A 16,844-nucleotide genomic window follows, 5' to 3' on the forward strand; every position below is an offset into this window, starting at 1 on the left:
TCAACACTGAATTTCTTTGTTGCCTGAGTTTGACAGATCTTGTACGGGCTTGTCAATAGCATTTTTTAAATTATCTTTAATTTCTTTGGAATAGTTTCGTAGTCCATATAGGCGACAAGAGAAGCAGTGGATTATGGCCATTAAATCTTCCACTAATTCCTGCTGCGGAGACAGTGACTCCTGATTGGCGACTATAATCTCACATCCAACTGATGCAGCAAGTTCCTGGATGAACTCAAAGGCGAAGCGGCACATTCTATCCTTGTGTGCGATTACTATGGTTGATATTTCGCCTTTAAGCATTGACAACATAATTGCTAGAAACTTTTTTCGCTTGAAGTTCAGTCCGCCGCCGATTTCTGATATCCAGTCATCGACGACTAACCCTCTACCCAGACAGAAAGCTTCCATTGCCAGCATCTGATTTTTTAGTTCGGGCCTTTGTCCGCTAGAAGAAACTCGACAGTAGACGATGACCTTCCTGTTGGCTTCTATGGGTCTGAGTCCGCTGGCTACTAGAAGGTCGTCTTCTGTGTAGAATCGATGACCTGACAAGGTGCGCTTGGCTGGTAGCTTCCCTGTTGCGTCCCAACGCTGGAGGGTTTTCACTGAAAGTCCAAGCTTTTTTGCAAATTCGTGGGGCTTAAACATGGTAGACTTGTCGTAGTTTGTCGATAAGTGTACCATTTTGTTTATTTAATCGCTAGCTAGGGTCAAGCTCTAGGGGTTCCGTTTGCAGGCTAATGTGTTCCCAGGTAGCTATCGCCCGCACTTGCCATTGTTGATCTGGGCACAGCATCAGTACACAGCGATCGGCTCCAGAGTTTTGTAGCATGGTTTGGCTCAGAATTTGCAGCAACTCATCCAGGTCGATCGTGCTGGAGATCATTTGGGAGATTTGCAGCAGAGTCGAAAAATCTAGAGCCTGGTTAATGGAGGTGCTTGAGGTAGTGTGGTGGGTGCTCGAATGAATTGAGTAGGTGGGATTGGTGAGGGTGGATAGGGTTTCTAAAATAGTGAAGGGTTGGACGCACTGTTCTAAGATGGGACGCAGCAGATCGGGATAACGTTTTTCTAGGTCATCGGTTTTGGCTTTTGCTCCCCAGCGGGCGTAACAATAGTAGGCTTCCTGCATATAGCCTGCAGCGACTTTTTCTTTGCCCCAGCCGAGGTAGAATTTAGCGGCGAGTTCGTGGGCGAGGGCTTCTTCGTTGAGGAATTGGTTTTCTTTAGCGAGTTGAATGGCGCGATCGTACAACTCAGCAGCCTGCCATTTTTCTTCAGCAACACGAGCCATCTCCGCCTCTAAAAGCAGAAATTTGGACAGACAGTTTTCAGGACAGTTGTGTGCCCAGATTTGAAGTTGTTCCCTATTCTTCTGAACAACTTCTTGATAATCTTTTTGTTGTTTTTCCGGTGCTAGCCCATAAAGTTGCAATACACTCAAAGACTGATAAAAACAATGCAGAACACGTTGAAATTGTCCATATAGTGTATTAGAAAACTCTGCCGCAGCTACTAACATTTCATAAGCTTTAGCATACTCACCATAGGTGAAAAACAAAAATGCTTTAGCGAAATAGTAAGTGCTACTGCCATAGCCATAGCCAATTTCAGTGAATGTTGCTAGCGCCGACTCTTCATCAAATGTTTCAGAGCTAAGGCTATACTTCCCTATCGTTAGCCCTTGCAAATTCTCTAGGAGCTTGCACTGAAGAATTAGGGCAAAAGCTGTCGTAATCTCCGTTCGTTCCGCAAAGCTGATGTACTTTTCATGTCGAGCCAGCAAACTGTGAATATCGCTTGAGACGATCGCCTGCTGCCAGAAACTGAACAGAGCACTGTGATGACACCAAGAAAAATCCCCTACCTCCATTGCGCCCTGATAAGCAGCTTGTTGCAAAACAAGATTGGAACTGACGTGCTTACGCCAATGGTTGATAAAGTTGCCGAAGGACATATAAATTTTGCCATTTAGGGTAGTGTTATGAAATTTTTCATTCACCTTCAACCCTAAAACTCCAAACTCATAGCCCAGTTCATAGTCTTGAAAGCGTTGGCAGAGGATTGTGCCATACCAAACATAAACAAAACCCGCCACATTGGTATTCCCGTATTGCAAACAGAGATTGGTCATGTGTAAAACAACCAACACTAACAACTCCTGATTAGTCAGGTAAGTGGGCGGTACCATGTTCATTAGCAGTTTGATCAGCATCTGGCGTTCTTCATCGACAATGAGTGGTGCGTCGATTAGTCCTGCAACTGCGCGCTGATTTAAGGTTTTTTTAACTTCCAGAGCCATCGCTTCTAACTCTGCTTCATCTGGCATAATCGCCAGTTCTAAGCCTAACAGTTCCAGGCCTTCAATTCCTACCTGAATCGCCTTTTGATACAGGGCATTATTTTGATAATGAGTTAGCTGGATCGCAATAATTTTGGCTCGCTCAAGACTTGAGTTGGCATAACTAAAGGCGATTTTTATCAAATTTTCAGCTTCCTCAAGATGACCTGCCAAAAATTCAGCCTCAAGGCTTTCTAAATACATGGTAAATGTTAATTTATAAGCAGACTCCCATTTATTAGCTGGTAGGAAAGTTAAACCGAAAGCGAGATATTTGGTCGCCGATTCATAAGCAGTTGAGAGTTTAGCTCTCTGCCCTGCAAAGAGGCTAATCTTAGCAAGCTTGGTTCGTTCTTGTTGCTGCGTTATTAGCTCCGAGCCAATGATAAAATGATTAATAATGTCGAACACTTCTTCTCCTCTTTCAACCTCGGAGAAATTCGGAAGAAGTAACTGTCCAATTTTGAGATGTGTGGCTTGCTTTTGGTCATCAGGAATTAATGAATAAGCAGCTTGCTGAACCCGATCGTGGAGAAATTTGTAGTGAGGTAATTGAGCGGCGGTATTTGGCAAGTTGGTGGTGCTTTTCCCCTCTTCTTTACCTATATAAAACTTGTAAATTTCACTGGTTGGTAAGATGAATCCTTCTTGCAAGGATTTCCATAAATCGGCAGCAGTTTCTTCCGGCGACTTCTCGCTGACTACCGCCAATGTATTCAAATCAAACTGCGCTCCAATGCACGCAGCAAACTTCAGAACATCCTGAGTCTTTGGCGGCAATTTCTGCAATTGCACCGCCATAAACTCCACTACATCATCGGTAATAGTGAGGGCTTTGACTTTGGCGATATCGCACTGCCACCCCCCTGTTACCCGCCTCTCTCCCCCCTGGGAAAAGGGGGTGGAGTTAAACGCAATCAGCCCATCTTCCTGTAGCGCCCTGAGAAATTGCGTGGCAAAAAATGGATTGCCTTTGGTTTTTTGATAAACTAACTCGGTTAATGGCTGAGCAAGAAGGATCTCGCACGAGAGCGTATCTGCTATCAAATCGTTAATATCGACTTGACTCAGAGGTTCTAAGGTAATAGTATTTACCGTTACTTGGGATTTTTCCATCTCTGCTACTGCCAACATAAATGGATGAGCCGGAGATACTTCGTTATCTCGATATGCCCCAATTACCAGCAAATTCTGACTACCTTTTTCACTCATCAACACTTGCAAAAGCTTCAGGGATGCTGAATCTGACCATTGCAAATCATCCAAAAAAATCACTAAGGGATGTTCTTTTGTAGCAAAAACCGAGATAAATTTTTGAAATAGTAAATTGAAACGGTTTTCGGCGGCACTTCCCGAAAGTTCCGAGACAGGCTGTTGTTTGCCAATAATTCGTTCCAATTCAGGAATTACTTCTACAATAACTTGACCGTTTTCGCCAAGAGCCTTGATAATTTTCCTTTGCCATCGTTCTAGCTGAGCGTCGCTTTCTGAGAGTAATTGATCCATTAAATCTCGGAAGGCTTGCACAAAAGCACTAAAGGGAATGTTGCGTTGAAATTGGTCGTATTTGCCTTTGATAAAATAACCGCGTTGCCGAACTATGGGTTTGTGAATTTCGTTGACTACAGCGGTTTTCCCAATGCCGGAAAATCCGGCAACTAGCATCATTTCGCTGCGGGATAAGTTCGAGTCACGCCAGTCCTCCTTAATCAAGAGGAGATCTTCTTTTCCATCATTTCTATCGGTTCCAGGCTCTTCTGGGGAACGAGATTTAGAGGGGTTTGCTACTCGATCGAATGCTGCTAATAATGCAGCGACTTCGGTTGCTCTGCCGTAGAGTTTTTCGGGTATGATAAAGCGATCGCAAAAATCCCGCCGCCCAATGGCAAAACTCTCTATTTTACCTGTCTCATTGAGTTGTTGCCAACATTTTTTTAAATCCGCTTTCAGCCCTAATGCACTCTGATAGCGAGATTCGGCATTTTTGGCCATCAATTTGCTGACAATTTCCGAGAGGACAAGGGGTATTTCGGGATTAATTTCACGTACAGATGTTGGGTGCTGGGCAATATGACAGTGGATCAATTCCATTGGATCGGTGGATTGAAATGGCAATTTTCCTGTCAGCAATTCGTAAAAAGTTACACCTAATGAATAGAAATCTGTGCGGTAGTCAAGGCCGCGATTCATCCTTCCTGTTTGTTCGGGAGATATATAGCTGAGTGTTCCTTCGATTACGTTGGGACTCATCAGTGTTTGAGTTTCTCGTGGCAGCAAAGATGCAATACTAAAGTCAATGAGTTTGACTTGTTTAGTCTCAGGATTTATTAAAATATTGGCGGGCTTAATGTCTTTGTGAATGATGCGGTGGCGGTACAGTATATCTAATGTATTGCTCAGGTCGATCGCAATTTGGAAAAAATCAACCAGAGATTGCACGGCTTTTCCTTTCCCCGTCCATTCCTTCAGAGAAATTCCCCCGAAGTCTTCCACAATCAGCGCATAACCGTTCCGGTAGGGTTCCAAGCTGTAGGTTTGGATGATTCCGGGCAAATTTAGGTTTTTGGCGATCGTGTATTGATTGCGAAAATGCAAGAGTTCGCTGAAGCTGGGATACTCATTTCGCAAGACTTTGATGGCGACCGGTTTTCGGTCGCACAGGCGAATTCCGCGATAAACTAGGGTGCGAGTGCCTGAATAAATTCCAGCGAAAATTTGATAGCCAGCTAATTCTATCATAGCGCTCGCTCTTTTTTGTTAAAGTATTTTGTACTCTGATTTTCAGTATAATTTACCCCTTGATTTAATTAATCTAGGGGCTTCATCGGCTTGGCTGGCCCTAGACTGTTAACAAGTCATGAACCCGAAAGATATTTCTGGACAGAGCTTTGAGAGCTTTGCAGCCAGATTGCCAGAGATACTTATGAGATGGAATTTCAGCCGTTGATGAAACATTCACAGAAGCGATATTAATCAGTATTAGGAAAAACTTCCGCTGAAAACATACGGCGCAGAATCTCGTAGAATGGTTCACAATACTGCGCTTGCTCGGGTGACAGACAGGCCCCAATCTCCTTACGCAGTAAGTGAGTCATTTTGCTGATAAGTCCCCAATTCACATTTAGTTTAGGGTAAATCATCACGCACAGGGGAAACAATTCTGTCTCTAGGGCGTGCAGATTCCCTTCGAGCAGACAAACCCACATATAAACTTGAAACATCTCGACATCGCGGATGCTAGATGTGCGGATCTTTGGAGTGTTGAGCAGCCCAGAATGACAGCGATAGTGCGGGTATAATTGATTTACGCGATCGACTATCCGTTCAGAAATCTTGGTCATCATCGGCATCAGCAACCGTACAGATTGCAGCGCCACCGAATCCGCTGGATGCTTCCCCGCCGCACTGTAGGCGCGTTGCAGTGGCATATACAGATGATCGTCGAGAATCTTGACGTAGTTAGCAAACTTTTCCTGTTCACCGTCGGGAAGCAACTCCATCAACTGCACTCCTGTGTAGTGATATTGCATGGCTACAAAGCCAATCACGCGCGGGTCAATTGCTGTGACTTGCTTTCGGACTTCGCCGAGCACTGGGCTGACTTTGGTGACAATACTATGGGGCGGTAGTTGCTGAGCATAGGCTTCGATCGCAAACTTGTAGACTTTATGAATCCCACCAGAAATCTGCCACGGATCGATTAAATCGGTATCAATTCCGTGTTCAACTAATACTTGCGACAGCAAATCTTCGGTTCTAGTCCAGGATTTTGCACTTACAGAACGCAGCGATTCCAACATTTTTTTTGCGATTTGGGCACGCCGTCGTTCGAGAAAGTTATCGTTAACAACAGGTGCAGAGTCACTGCTTTTCGTATGTTGCAAATACTTTTGGGCGAAGGAAACAGATAACTCTACCGAAGGTAACAATGGATCGAATGATGTTGGTTGCACCAAATAGGGATAAGTAGTCATGAATTTAGTCTTTACTCCGCAACGGTTTGACGATAATCGATTATTCGTTATCTATGCGAATTTTTCGATCTATCGATAATGATGCACCTCTCTGGGCAAATGCGAGCTAAAATTTGATGTTTTGTGATTTAGATTATAGCGACCGCTTTTTTAGGAAAGATTTTATATTCATTATTATAAGCCTAGAGAAACCAGTTTGTCTAGTAGTGAAAATACGGATTTTTTATTTACAATACCCCGGACAGTTTTGAGAAAAATGGCTGAAACCTTCATTATACCGTTAGCGAACTTGGCATCTTGGAGTCCGAAACCCCCATTATACCGTTGCCCATTAAAAAGTTTCCGAAGTATTGTATTTATTATTTGTTATTTAACTGGTTCCCAGGAGCGACATGGGAACCAATAACCAATAACTAATAACTAACTGCTAAGCTCGTTCCTTCTTTCTTTCAAGGCATCTCGCGCTTGTTCTCGATCGTCAAAATGGACTTTTTCGGTGCCCAAAATCTGATAATCTTCGTGTCCTTTCCCTGCAATCAGCACGCCATCTCCGGGTTTAGCGTCCATAATAGCAGTGCGAATTGCAGCGGCTCGATCGCACATCACGATCGGCTTGACTTCGGCGGGAATTCCTGCTAGGACATCCTCCAAAATGCGATCGGGATTTTCCGTGCGCGGATTGTCGGAAGTAACAACAGCTAAATCGGCTAATTCTGCAACGATTTTACCCATGATCGGCCGCTTAGTGCGATCGCGATCGCCACCGCAGCCAAACACACAAATCATCTTACCCGGAATAAACAGCCGCGACGCCTTCAGCAAGTTCTCCAAACTGTCGGGAGTGTGCGCGTAATCGACAATAACGCTAATATCTTGGTCGGGACTAATTTGCACCCGTTCCATCCGTCCCGGAACTCCCGAAAACTGAGATAATTTCTCCACAATTGCGGACAAATCTAAACCCAATTCTAAAACAGCACCGACAGCAGCCAACATATTTGATAAATTGAACTGACCGACTAAAGGCAAAGAAAAAGCAGTTTCGCCCTTGGGAGTGTGCAGCATTCCCTTAACTCCATTAGGCTGATATTCTAAATCATCAGCATACAAATCTGCCGTCTTCTCGCTAGTGCTGTAACTCCAAACTTTTTCAGATTTGAGGGTTTCAACTATCCGCTTCCCGTAGGGGTCGTCAATATTAATTACAGCGCGATTTTTGAGGTAATCCGAACCGAACAAAAGGGCTTTTGCCTCAAAATAATCTTCCATATCGCGGTGATAATCGAGATGGTCTTGAGTCAAGTTTGTAAACACAGCAACTTCAAAACTACAGCCCAAAACTCGCTGTTGCGCTAAAGCGTGAGAACTGACTTCCATCACCCCGTGTTTGCATCCGGCTGCTACAGCTTCTGCTAATTGCTTTTGCAGGTCAACCGCAAAAGGTGTGGTGTAAAGTGCAGTTTTTTGGAAACCCGGCCAGCGAGTATAAAGCGTACCAAAAATTGCCGTCGGCAACTGCATTTCATTGAGCAAAAATTCGATTAAATGAGTTGTTGTAGTTTTGCCATTAGTCCCGGTAACGCCGACAAGTTTTAATTTGCTAGCTGGATTGCCGTAAAAAGCAGTGGCTATTTGGCCGCAAACTTGAGCCATATCCGCTGCTGCGATGACGCAGGGAACCTCTTCTAGCCCCTTGCTAAGGGGGGAAGGAACCTCTTCTAGCCCCCCCTTGCTAAGGGGGGGTTGGGGGGGTGTTTTCTCGGCTGCTTGGGTGGAAATTATGGAGGCAAGTGCACCAGATTCGATCGCACTTTGCCAAAAATCTCCCCCATCTACACGAGTTCCCGGCATTCCTAAAAATAAATCCCCCGCCTGACAAGCGTGGGAATTAGTGGATAAACCCTTGACTTCGGCATCGAGGGCGGGATGTTTGGCGTCAAAGGAAATGCTGGGAACTGCTGCTAATAATTCTCTCAATTTCATCTGAAAAACTCCTCACTTGGATGTGTTGAATCTATTCTTACTCATCTATTTGCAAATATTTCTGTAACATTTGTTCCAATTGGACAATTGTGCAGCGGGGAGAAGGACGGGGCACAAGTTCTTCCGGGGACAATGCAGCATCGCTAGCAGAATTTATTGGCTGAGGCTGCACTTTAAACAAAACTGGAACTTCGTACTGATAAGCTTGAAACCAGTCGTCACGTTCAGTAATATCTCGGACTTCGAGTTGAAACTTCAGGCTTTCAATCTGTTCGAGTTTTTCTTGCAACCCTTCGCACAAGTGGCATCCGGGTTTGCTGTACAAAATCAATCGCATCATAAGAGTACAATTAAACTCGCTCTTAAATTCTCGAAGGTGCGATCGCAAGGAAAGCGAATCCAACGCGAGTAAGACGCAACTTACGGCTTTATTGGTCGCCATGCGCGATCGAAGTTATCTTAGCATTGGCAGCGAACAGATTACCACGCTTGACAATCAAAACACTACAACCCCATCCCTCTCTTTCTTCTCTTCCTCTGTGCCCTCTGCGCCTCTGCGGTTTAAAAATAAATCTAGTTCACAAATGAAAGAGTTAAATTTATTCACACCACCTAATTGTCCAGTTATGCTTGACTAATAAATCAATGATGAGTATAGTATATAAATAGCCCTACATAAAGGAGGCAGTATGGACTGCACCGAATACGCCGAAGCCAAGCGAAAAGCAGCTAAAAAAATTAGCGCCGACATTCGAGAACGCTGGAACAATCGCATCGTCACGCGAGGATTGCACTTGATGGGAGAAGCGGGGGCCGTGCAGTATTTATCTGATTATGGGCGCGGCATCGGTACGGCAAAAGTTATCGGTTTTGCACTGTGCGCGGAGTCGGAAGGATACCCCGAAATGGCGATCGGCTTTTGGAAAAGAGCGTTTGAATTGGAAACCGGAGAAAAGCCGATCGCCCTCAATACTCCAAACAATTCTACCACCAATCTTGCTCCTGCTGCAAAATCAACTTCCGCCCCAAAAATAGAGACTGTTAATAACCCCGTAGTTCCCGAATTGCCGCCGCATTTGCAGCCGGGAAGGATTGTGACAATGCAGCCAGTTGACGCGCCGAGTGAACGTTCTTACTACATCGAAAATCCCGATTATTGGGGACAGCCAAAACGCGACGGCAATCGAGTAGTGGTCATCGCGACGCCAGATAAAGTATACTACCAATCGCGATCGACTAACCTGCGGCAACAGGCATCGGTTGAAATTGAACAAGCATTAATCGACAAAGCCGCTAAAATGGGCATCTTTGTTTTAGACGGCGAACTGTATTACAAAAGCTGTACGGGCAGCGAACACCGCACCGGGGCGCAAGCTGCTACAGTTAATATTGAAAGCGGTTTTCCGACAACCCAGCCAACCGCAATTTATGCCATTTTTAAAAGTTTGTTTTTCAAAGGCAATGACTTAACTACCGTGGCAGAATCCGAACGAATTGCAGCGGGAGTTGAAGTTGGCAAAATGCTGGCGACTTTATCCCCAGCCTTTGAAATTGTACCGACATTTCGCACTACCGCCGAAAAACTCGTCCTGGCAAATCAGCAGGAATCTGAAAATAAAGAAGGCGAAGTTTGGGTGTTGCACAACTGCCAGTATGTCGGCGGCAAAGATGTTAAAAAATATCCGATGGTGAGGACTAAATACTGTCAAGAACACGATTTGTTTATTGTGGGTTTGACGGCTACAAAAGTGGCGGGGCGACCCTTTAGCGCCGTCAAAGTAGCGCAAGAAATTGATGGCAAATTAGTCCCAGTAGGAACCGTCGGAACCGGGTTTAGCGGGGAGGAAATGCAGGAAATTGCCCGACTCTACGAGGCTAACCCCAAAAGTGTCAAAATTAAAGTGCGATCGCAGGGTTTGACGGAAAGTGGCAAATTATGGCACGCACGATTTCTGGAGTTTTGTTAAATTTGTAGGAAACGGCAGTGCCGTTTCCCAGCCGGGTATGCGATTATTAACCAATAGTGTCAAATAAAAATATCGGAGGACACATCAATGTTTGTTAGCAAAAATAATTTCTACATTTCCCCAGAAGAGTACCTAGAAGGCGAACGAGTAAGCCCCATCAAACACGAATACAGACGCGGACACGTTTATGCAATGACGGGGGCAAAAAAACCTCATATTGTTATTGGTAGTAATTTAGTTCGGCTGCTGGGAAATCATCTTCTGAATACGCCATGCTTAGTTTTATCATCAGATATAAAAGTCCGACTGGAAAAGGCAAATTGCTATTACTATCCTGATGTAGCGGTGACTTGCGACGAAAGAGATACAAGTTCAACCGAAGACTTCATTTTATATCCATCTTTAGTAGTTGAGGTATTGTCGCCCTCAACTGCATCTTTTGACAGGGGCGATAAATTTGCCGATTACCAAACTTCGCCGAGTTTGCAAGAATACGTACTCATCACTCAATCTGAGATTAAAATTGAGTGTTTTCGACTCAATGCTGAGGGAAATTGGGCTTCTCAGACTTACCGACAAGGAGATAGAGTAGAATTTGTTAGTGCGAATTTTAGTTGTGCCATTAGCGAAATTTATCAAAAAGTACCCGGCCTCATATTGTGATGTATGAAAAACAACTTTCTTAGGTTCGTAGTGAGGAATGCAAGTCCTGATTCTGAGGACTTCATATGATGTCCGATCGATTAACCATAATATCTCGGTCAGGGCGGGTTTTTGAGATTGTCAATTATTGGCAGGTATTGTTGGTGAACCCGCCCCTACAAAAATCGATCTCGCTCTACCGGACATGATATCAGTCCTCACTACGAACCGAAACAATAGCTAACAAATAAAAAACAATGATTAAAATCTTACACCTTTCAGACATTCACATGGGAAGCGGCTTTTCTCACGGCCGGATTAATCCCGAAACCGGTTTAAATACGCGCTTGGAAGACTTCGCGGCGACGCTGAGCAAATGTATGGATAGAGCAATTTCTGAACCCGTAGATTTAGTCATATTCGGCGGCGATGCTTTCCCGGATTCGACGCCTCCACCGTTTGTTAAAGAGGCTTTTGCCCGCCAATTCAGCCGCTTGGTTGACGCGCAAATTCCGACGGTTTTGCTAATAGGAAATCACGACCAACATTCTCAGGGACAAGGTGGCGCGAGTTTGGGAATTTATCGGACTTTGGGGATACCTAAGTTTATTGTAGGCGATCGCCTGGACACTCACCTCATTCAAACCCGCAGCGGGCCCGTACAGGTGGTAACATTGCCTTGGTTGACTCGATCGACCTTAATGACGCGATCCGAGACTGAAAGCCTGTCTATGGGCGATGTTAACCAATTATTAACCGAAAAACTGACGATCGCAATGGAAGGCGAAATTCGCCGCCTCAACCCCGACATACCAACCGTACTTTTAGCGCACTTAATGGCAGATAAAGCAAGTCTGGGCGCCGAACGTTTTTTAGCAGTTGGCAAAGGTTTTAACATTCCTGTTTCCATGCTAACTCGCCCTTGTTTTGATTACGTTGCTCTCGGCCACGTACACAAACACCAAAATCTCAATGCTTCCAACAATCCGCCCGTAATTTATCCCGGAAGTATCGAACGAGTTGATTTTAGTGAAGAGAAAGAAGACAAAGGTTTTGTGTTAGTTAACTTGGAACGGGGAAAAGCAGAGTGGGAATTTTGCACTTTGCCAGTGCGGGTGTTTCAGACGATTAAAGTGAATGTTTCGGAATCTGAAAGCCCGCAAGCTGAGTTAGTTAAAGCTATTGGCAAGAAAGAGATACAAGACGCGGTTGTGAGATTGATTTACCAATTGCGATCGGAACAATTAGATCTCATTGATAACGCAGAATTGCACGCACTTCTCGGCGCGGCGCACAGCTACACAATTCAGCCGGAATTAGTCAGTCAGTTAGCAAGGCCGCGTTTACCCGAATTGAATGCTAATAATAGTATAGAACCGTTAGAAGCTTTGAAAACTTATTTAGCAAGTCGCGAAGATTTGAAAGATGTGGCTGAGAGTATGTTAGAGGCGGCGCAGGGTTTGTTGGGTGGTACGGAGGAAGTTTTGGTCGAATTTTAGGTAGAATTTTAGGTAAGATCGGGTATGTAAATTTTCCCTACCACACAATCTCAGAAACCGGGTTTCTTCCTATATTTTTCGTACTCAACCCAAATGATTCGCAGAAACCCGGTTTCTCCCTACCACTCATTTACTTAGGATCGCGAATTAAAGAACTTACAATTTTAATTGTTATTGTGGGATGGGCGTCCCGCCCGTCCAAAAAAGACGGGCGGGACGCCCATCCCACAAACTTGTGGAAGTTATTTAATTCTCATTCGTTAACTTCAACCATCCCAAAAACTTCCCCTATAACCAACCGAGTTCCATTCGCAAAATCCACCCCAGACTGCACCTTTTTCCCTGCCAACTGCACCTCCCGCAACAATAATAAACCATCACCGGTTTGGACGATCGCCCCCAACCCCTTCACAACCTTGACAACTTCCCCATTTGCGCCCGACAACTGATCCAAAACAGGCCATTCGCGTTCCAAAACCCTCAAATCTGGTGGTAATTGCAGCCAATATTCCGGCCCGACGGGCACAGTAGCTATCACCTTCAGAGAATTGCCACGAAAAGTCGTCGTGCAATCCGGGAAAAAGCCCCTAACTTGATTGTGAAGGTCGATCGCACTTTTCGACCAATCCAGCACATAATCCGCACTCTTAATCATCGGTGCGTAAGTCGCCTCAGCATCATCTTGAACAACAGCTTTAACCTTATCGTCTCTCAATTTTACCAAAGTTTCTATCAACAAATCCGCCCCAACTTCCGCCAACCTATCCGCCAAAGAATCAGCATTATCCAACAGCGAAATACCAGCAAAAGCCTTCAACAGCATCGCCCCAGTATCCATCCCAGCATCCATCAGCATAGTAGTAATTCCTGTTGTCTTTTCCCCGTCAAAAAGACAGCGCTGAATCGGCGCCGCACCGCGATACTTCGGCAAAATTGAACCGTGAACGTTAACGCAAGCCAAACTAGGAATATCCAGAATTTCTTGAGACAGAATTTGGCCGTAAGCCACCACCACAAAAACATCCGCCTCCGCTTCCCGCAACTTAGCAAGCGTTTCAGAATCCTTCTTAATGCGGCGCGGCTGCCAAACCGGGAGACTGTGATTTAAAGCCACATCTTTTACAGGTGAAGGCATCAATTGATTCCCTCTTCCTCGACGTTTGTCCGGCTGAGTCACCACACCCACAACCTCAAATTCTGGGTGACTCAGCAAACTGGATAAAGTAGGAACAGCAAAATCGGGAGTGCCAAAAAAAACAATTTTCATAGAGTTTTACTTATTTTGTACAATAATAACAACAAAACTACGCCATTAATTCATCCACCGCCACCCTAAATCCTGCCAAAACAACCTGAGTTGTCGCCACCTCACCAGGCTTGAACAAAACCACCTGACTTTGAGTAATTACTAACACCCAACTACTCTTAGGAAACAGCAGCCAAACTTCCAAACATCCCGATTCTAAATACTCCTGTGCCTTAGCAAAAACATCATCAGCAAGCAAAATCGCTAGGCGAAACAATCTCAGCTAGCAGCGGAAAACTCTGGGGCAAAACTGAAAACTCCCCAACTTGCGCCAACTGTTCAGGAGTAATATAAGATACATCGGGTATTCGCCCTTTTTTCATAGTTTGACAAGTAACTTCCACATAAACCTCGCCCCCTTGGCCGCTTGAGATCATGTAACTTCTCCAGTAATAATCTAGCTTTGATTGAATGCGGCGAGTTTTTGCAGTCATTCCCGGTTTCCCCACTACTTCTCCATTTACAAATTCTACAGGATGTTTGACTATAACTTTACCGTCCGCCCACTCCGTCCCGTCAGGAGGATTTTGCATCCATTCTTCCAAAGTTAAATCTAACTGTTCTACACTAGGAATTATCATCGGATTTACAGTTTTTAGTGTTCATCTCAATCTTATCATATCTGTCAGAGCATGGGAAGCCCGTCGAATCTCCTGCTGAAACTCAGCCGCAGCTTATTTGCCGACACCGCAGAACAAGAAAAATTTATTCATGCCGTCACCAATCCCCAAGCTTTTAATCCTGCCATCTTGTGGGTGCAACCAAAACCAACAGAAAACCCATTTAATCTCGAAATTCCAGTTTCTTGGCAACCCGAATTTGTAGATAGACTAGCCTTAGAATCCCAGCCGGGAAAACATTCCTTACATCAAGCAGGACATTACTACTGTCTCGACTTTTCCTCAATCTTCGCCGCCTCCACGCTGTTAACAATACCCCCGCCAATCAAACTAATCTTAGATATGTGCGCCGCCCCCGGAGGAAAAAGTATATTTGCCTGGAAAACATTAAACCCAGAATTGCTGTTGTGCAACGAAGTCATAGGCAAACGCATGGGAATGCTGATCTCTAATTTAAGACGCTGCCGAATTAACCCATCCGCCGCCGCCAACGTCGATTCAAAAATACTTGCCGAAAAGATACCACAAACTGCTAATTTAGTAATAGTAGATGCTCCTTGTACTGGTCAATCACTCTTAGCAAAAGGAGACAAAGCACCCGGCTGCTTTCATCATGTCACCATCAACAGCAATGCCAACCGCCAAAAAAGAATTTTAGCCAATTCTGCTAAAATTGTAGCGCCCCAAGGTTATCTTGCATACATGACCTGCACTTATTCAACCGCAGAAAATGAACAAGTCAGCGAATGGCTGTTAAGCAAATTCCCCGAATTTGGGCCAGTCACTGTTCCTCATTTAGAAAAATATCGATCGCACCTGACAGAAATTTCTTGCTATCGGATGTGGCCGCAAGATAGACTAGGAGCAGGAGCTTTCACCGTTTTGTTTCAAAACACCTCGGATGGAGAGAGAAATCAGCTACCTGCAGATTTTCGAGATTTAGCTCGTTTTACCAACCTCTCACTATCCGCGTTCATCGGCGGTTAAAAAAATCTTCTTCCCTGAATCCAACTAACAAATGATTTTATCCCAATTATCCAAAGCAATTAAAAAGCCACTCAAACTAGCGCTCGGCATTTTACTTACCTTAAATCTGCTAATATTAAGCGGCTGTCAAAACAGCACAACACCCGCATCAAAAAACGGCGAACCACTCGAACTCACACTGTGGCACGGCATCAATCCCCCCCCAAACCGCGACGTATTTCAAACCCTCACAGACCAATTCAACAAAACGCATCCCAACATCCAGATCAAACCAGTTTACATCGGTCAGCCCGACCAACAACTCCCAAAAATACTCACAGCAATAGTTGGAAATGCACCGCCGGATGTGCTGTGGAATGGCCCCTCAATTGCAGGAAAACTAGCAGAACTCGACGCAATTGAACCCTTAGAAAACTGGCTCGACAAATCGCCCCGGAAAGCCGAAATCGACCCGGCCCTCTTCGAGTCAATGGAACTTGGCGGACACACTTGGTCAGTTCCCCTAGGCACAAACAACGTCGCCATATTTTACCGTCCCAGCTTATTTGCAGCAGCAGGAATCAAAAAAGTGCCGCAGAATTGGGCCCAATTAAAGCAAGTAGCCCGATCGCTCACCCGAGATACCAACGGAGACGGCCGCACAGATCAACACGGCATAGTGCTCCCCCTAGGCAAAGGAGAATGGACAGTATTTACCTGGCTGCCATTCATGTTCAGCGCAGGCGGCGAATTCAAAGGCGAAATACCTCAAAGTCCTGTACCCCAAATAGATAATCCCGGTTCTCACGCTGCCTTAGAATTGTGGAGCGACTTGTTAAAAGAAGGTTCAGCAATATTGTCAGCACCCGAACGCGGTTACGAACTCGACAATTTCATCGCCGGGAAAGTGGCCATGCAAATCACCGGGCCGTGGACGCTAGCACAGTTGCAGCAAAGCGCGATCGACTACGCAGCAATGCCTTTACCGCTCCTCAAACGCCCTGCAGCCGTCGTCGGGGGTGAAAACCTATTTTTAATGAAAACCTCGCCAGAACGAGAGCGAGCAGCCCTAGTATTCTTAGAATACGTTATAGGTGAAGAATTCCAAACAGCATGGGCATTGGGAACAGGTTACTTACCCATTAACTTAAAATCGAGACAGAGCCAAGCTTATCAAAGCTTTGTGGAAAAAAACCCTGTTTTGCGAGTATTTTTAGAACAAATGAACTCAGCCAGAGCGCGACCCATTATATCAGGTTACTCCCGCCTGTCAGAAAACCTCGGTCGCGCCATAGAGGCAACCCTTCTCGGCGGCAACCCCCAAGATGCCCTTAAAGAATCTCAAGAGCGTTTGACACTAACCTTAGATATTGCAACAGCCAAAGAGAAATAGACCAGAAAAAATATTTTTATTAGCTGTAAATTATCCGCTTTCACTGTATTCGATCGCCAGACTTGAAGCGTCGATTAATTGGTTAAAAATCTAGTGAAAATCACTACCGCCTGCACTTCTAATCAGAAACCGTGTTTCGGGCCCCAAACT

Annotated in this window: 13 protein-coding genes; 5 read left to right on the top strand and 8 right to left on the bottom strand. The window is 45.0% G+C overall.

Annotated features, from left to right (window positions below):
- The 5 genes from QUB10_RS12370 to QUB10_RS12390 form a co-directional block, all read right to left on the bottom strand.
- Complete coding sequence (locus QUB10_RS12370; protein ID WP_333202506.1) at positions 1–651, bottom strand: IS607 family transposase; 651 nt, start codon at positions 649–651, stop codon at positions 1–3.
- Between the two features lie 52 nt (positions 652–703).
- Positions 704–5,083 carry a serine/threonine-protein kinase PknK gene (locus QUB10_RS12375; protein ID WP_333202458.1) on the bottom strand — a complete coding sequence of 1,460 codons (4,380 nt, stop codon included), beginning with the start codon at positions 5,081–5,083 and terminating at the stop codon, positions 704–706.
- A 230-nt stretch (positions 5,084–5,313) separates the two neighbouring features.
- A complete protein-coding gene (locus tag QUB10_RS12380; RefSeq protein ID WP_333202460.1) occupies positions 5,314–6,318 on the bottom strand; it encodes a hypothetical protein in 1,005 nt (334 codons plus the stop codon).
- 420 nt (positions 6,319–6,738) lie between these two features.
- Complete coding sequence (locus QUB10_RS12385) at positions 6,739–8,301, bottom strand: UDP-N-acetylmuramoyl-L-alanyl-D-glutamate--2,6-diaminopimelate ligase (RefSeq protein ID WP_333202462.1); 1,563 nt, start codon at positions 8,299–8,301, stop codon at positions 6,739–6,741.
- Between the two features lie 37 nt (positions 8,302–8,338).
- Complete coding sequence (locus tag QUB10_RS12390; RefSeq protein WP_333202508.1) at positions 8,339–8,638, bottom strand: glutaredoxin family protein; 300 nt, start codon at positions 8,636–8,638, stop codon at positions 8,339–8,341.
- A gap of 352 nt (positions 8,639–8,990) precedes the next feature.
- Here QUB10_RS12390 and QUB10_RS12395 point away from each other — a divergent pair, with 352 nt between their 5' ends.
- From QUB10_RS12395 to QUB10_RS12405, 3 genes are all read left to right on the top strand, one after another.
- Positions 8,991–10,268 (top strand): ATP-dependent DNA ligase, encoded by a 1,278-nt coding sequence (locus tag QUB10_RS12395; protein WP_333202463.1) that lies wholly within the window; start codon positions 8,991–8,993, stop codon positions 10,266–10,268.
- 87 nt (positions 10,269–10,355) lie between these two features.
- A complete protein-coding gene (locus QUB10_RS12400; RefSeq protein WP_333202464.1) occupies positions 10,356–10,931 on the top strand; it encodes a Uma2 family endonuclease in 576 nt (191 codons plus the stop codon).
- A gap of 236 nt (positions 10,932–11,167) precedes the next feature.
- Positions 11,168–12,409 (top strand): exonuclease SbcCD subunit D, encoded by a 1,242-nt coding sequence (locus tag QUB10_RS12405; RefSeq protein WP_333202466.1) that lies wholly within the window; start codon positions 11,168–11,170, stop codon positions 12,407–12,409.
- Positions 12,410–12,662: 253 nt separating this feature from the next.
- Here the strand turns inward: QUB10_RS12405 and fmt are convergent, their stop codons facing one another.
- Genes fmt through QUB10_RS12420 form a run of 3 tightly spaced genes read right to left on the bottom strand, consistent with a single transcriptional unit; the run spans position 12,663 to position 14,296 of the window.
- Positions 12,663–13,676 (bottom strand): methionyl-tRNA formyltransferase, encoded by a 1,014-nt coding sequence (gene fmt, locus QUB10_RS12410; protein ID WP_333202468.1) that lies wholly within the window; start codon positions 13,674–13,676, stop codon positions 12,663–12,665.
- Between the two features lie 37 nt (positions 13,677–13,713).
- Complete coding sequence (locus QUB10_RS12415; protein WP_333202470.1) at positions 13,714–13,914, bottom strand: hypothetical protein; 201 nt, start codon at positions 13,912–13,914, stop codon at positions 13,714–13,716.
- On the bottom strand, positions 13,904–14,296 hold the full coding sequence (locus tag QUB10_RS12420) for a Uma2 family endonuclease (RefSeq protein ID WP_333202472.1): 393 nt from the start codon (positions 14,294–14,296) through the stop codon (positions 13,904–13,906). Before QUB10_RS12420 ends, QUB10_RS12415 begins: the two co-directional genes overlap by 11 nt.
- A gap of 51 nt (positions 14,297–14,347) precedes the next feature.
- Here QUB10_RS12420 and QUB10_RS12425 point away from each other — a divergent pair, with 51 nt between their 5' ends.
- Positions 14,348–15,322, top strand: a complete 975-nt coding sequence (locus tag QUB10_RS12425) for an RsmB/NOP family class I SAM-dependent RNA methyltransferase (protein ID WP_333202474.1) — start codon at positions 14,348–14,350, stop codon at positions 15,320–15,322.
- A gap of 31 nt (positions 15,323–15,353) precedes the next feature.
- Entirely contained in the window at positions 15,354–16,694 is a 1,341-nt protein-coding gene (locus QUB10_RS12430; RefSeq protein WP_333202476.1) for an ABC transporter substrate-binding protein, read from the top strand.
- The last annotated feature ends 150 nt before the right edge of the window (positions 16,695–16,844 follow it).

It is taken from the genome of Microcoleus sp. B5-D4 (assembly GCF_036705145.1).
Taxonomy (GTDB): domain Bacteria; phylum Cyanobacteriota; class Cyanobacteriia; order Cyanobacteriales; family Microcoleaceae; genus Microcoleus.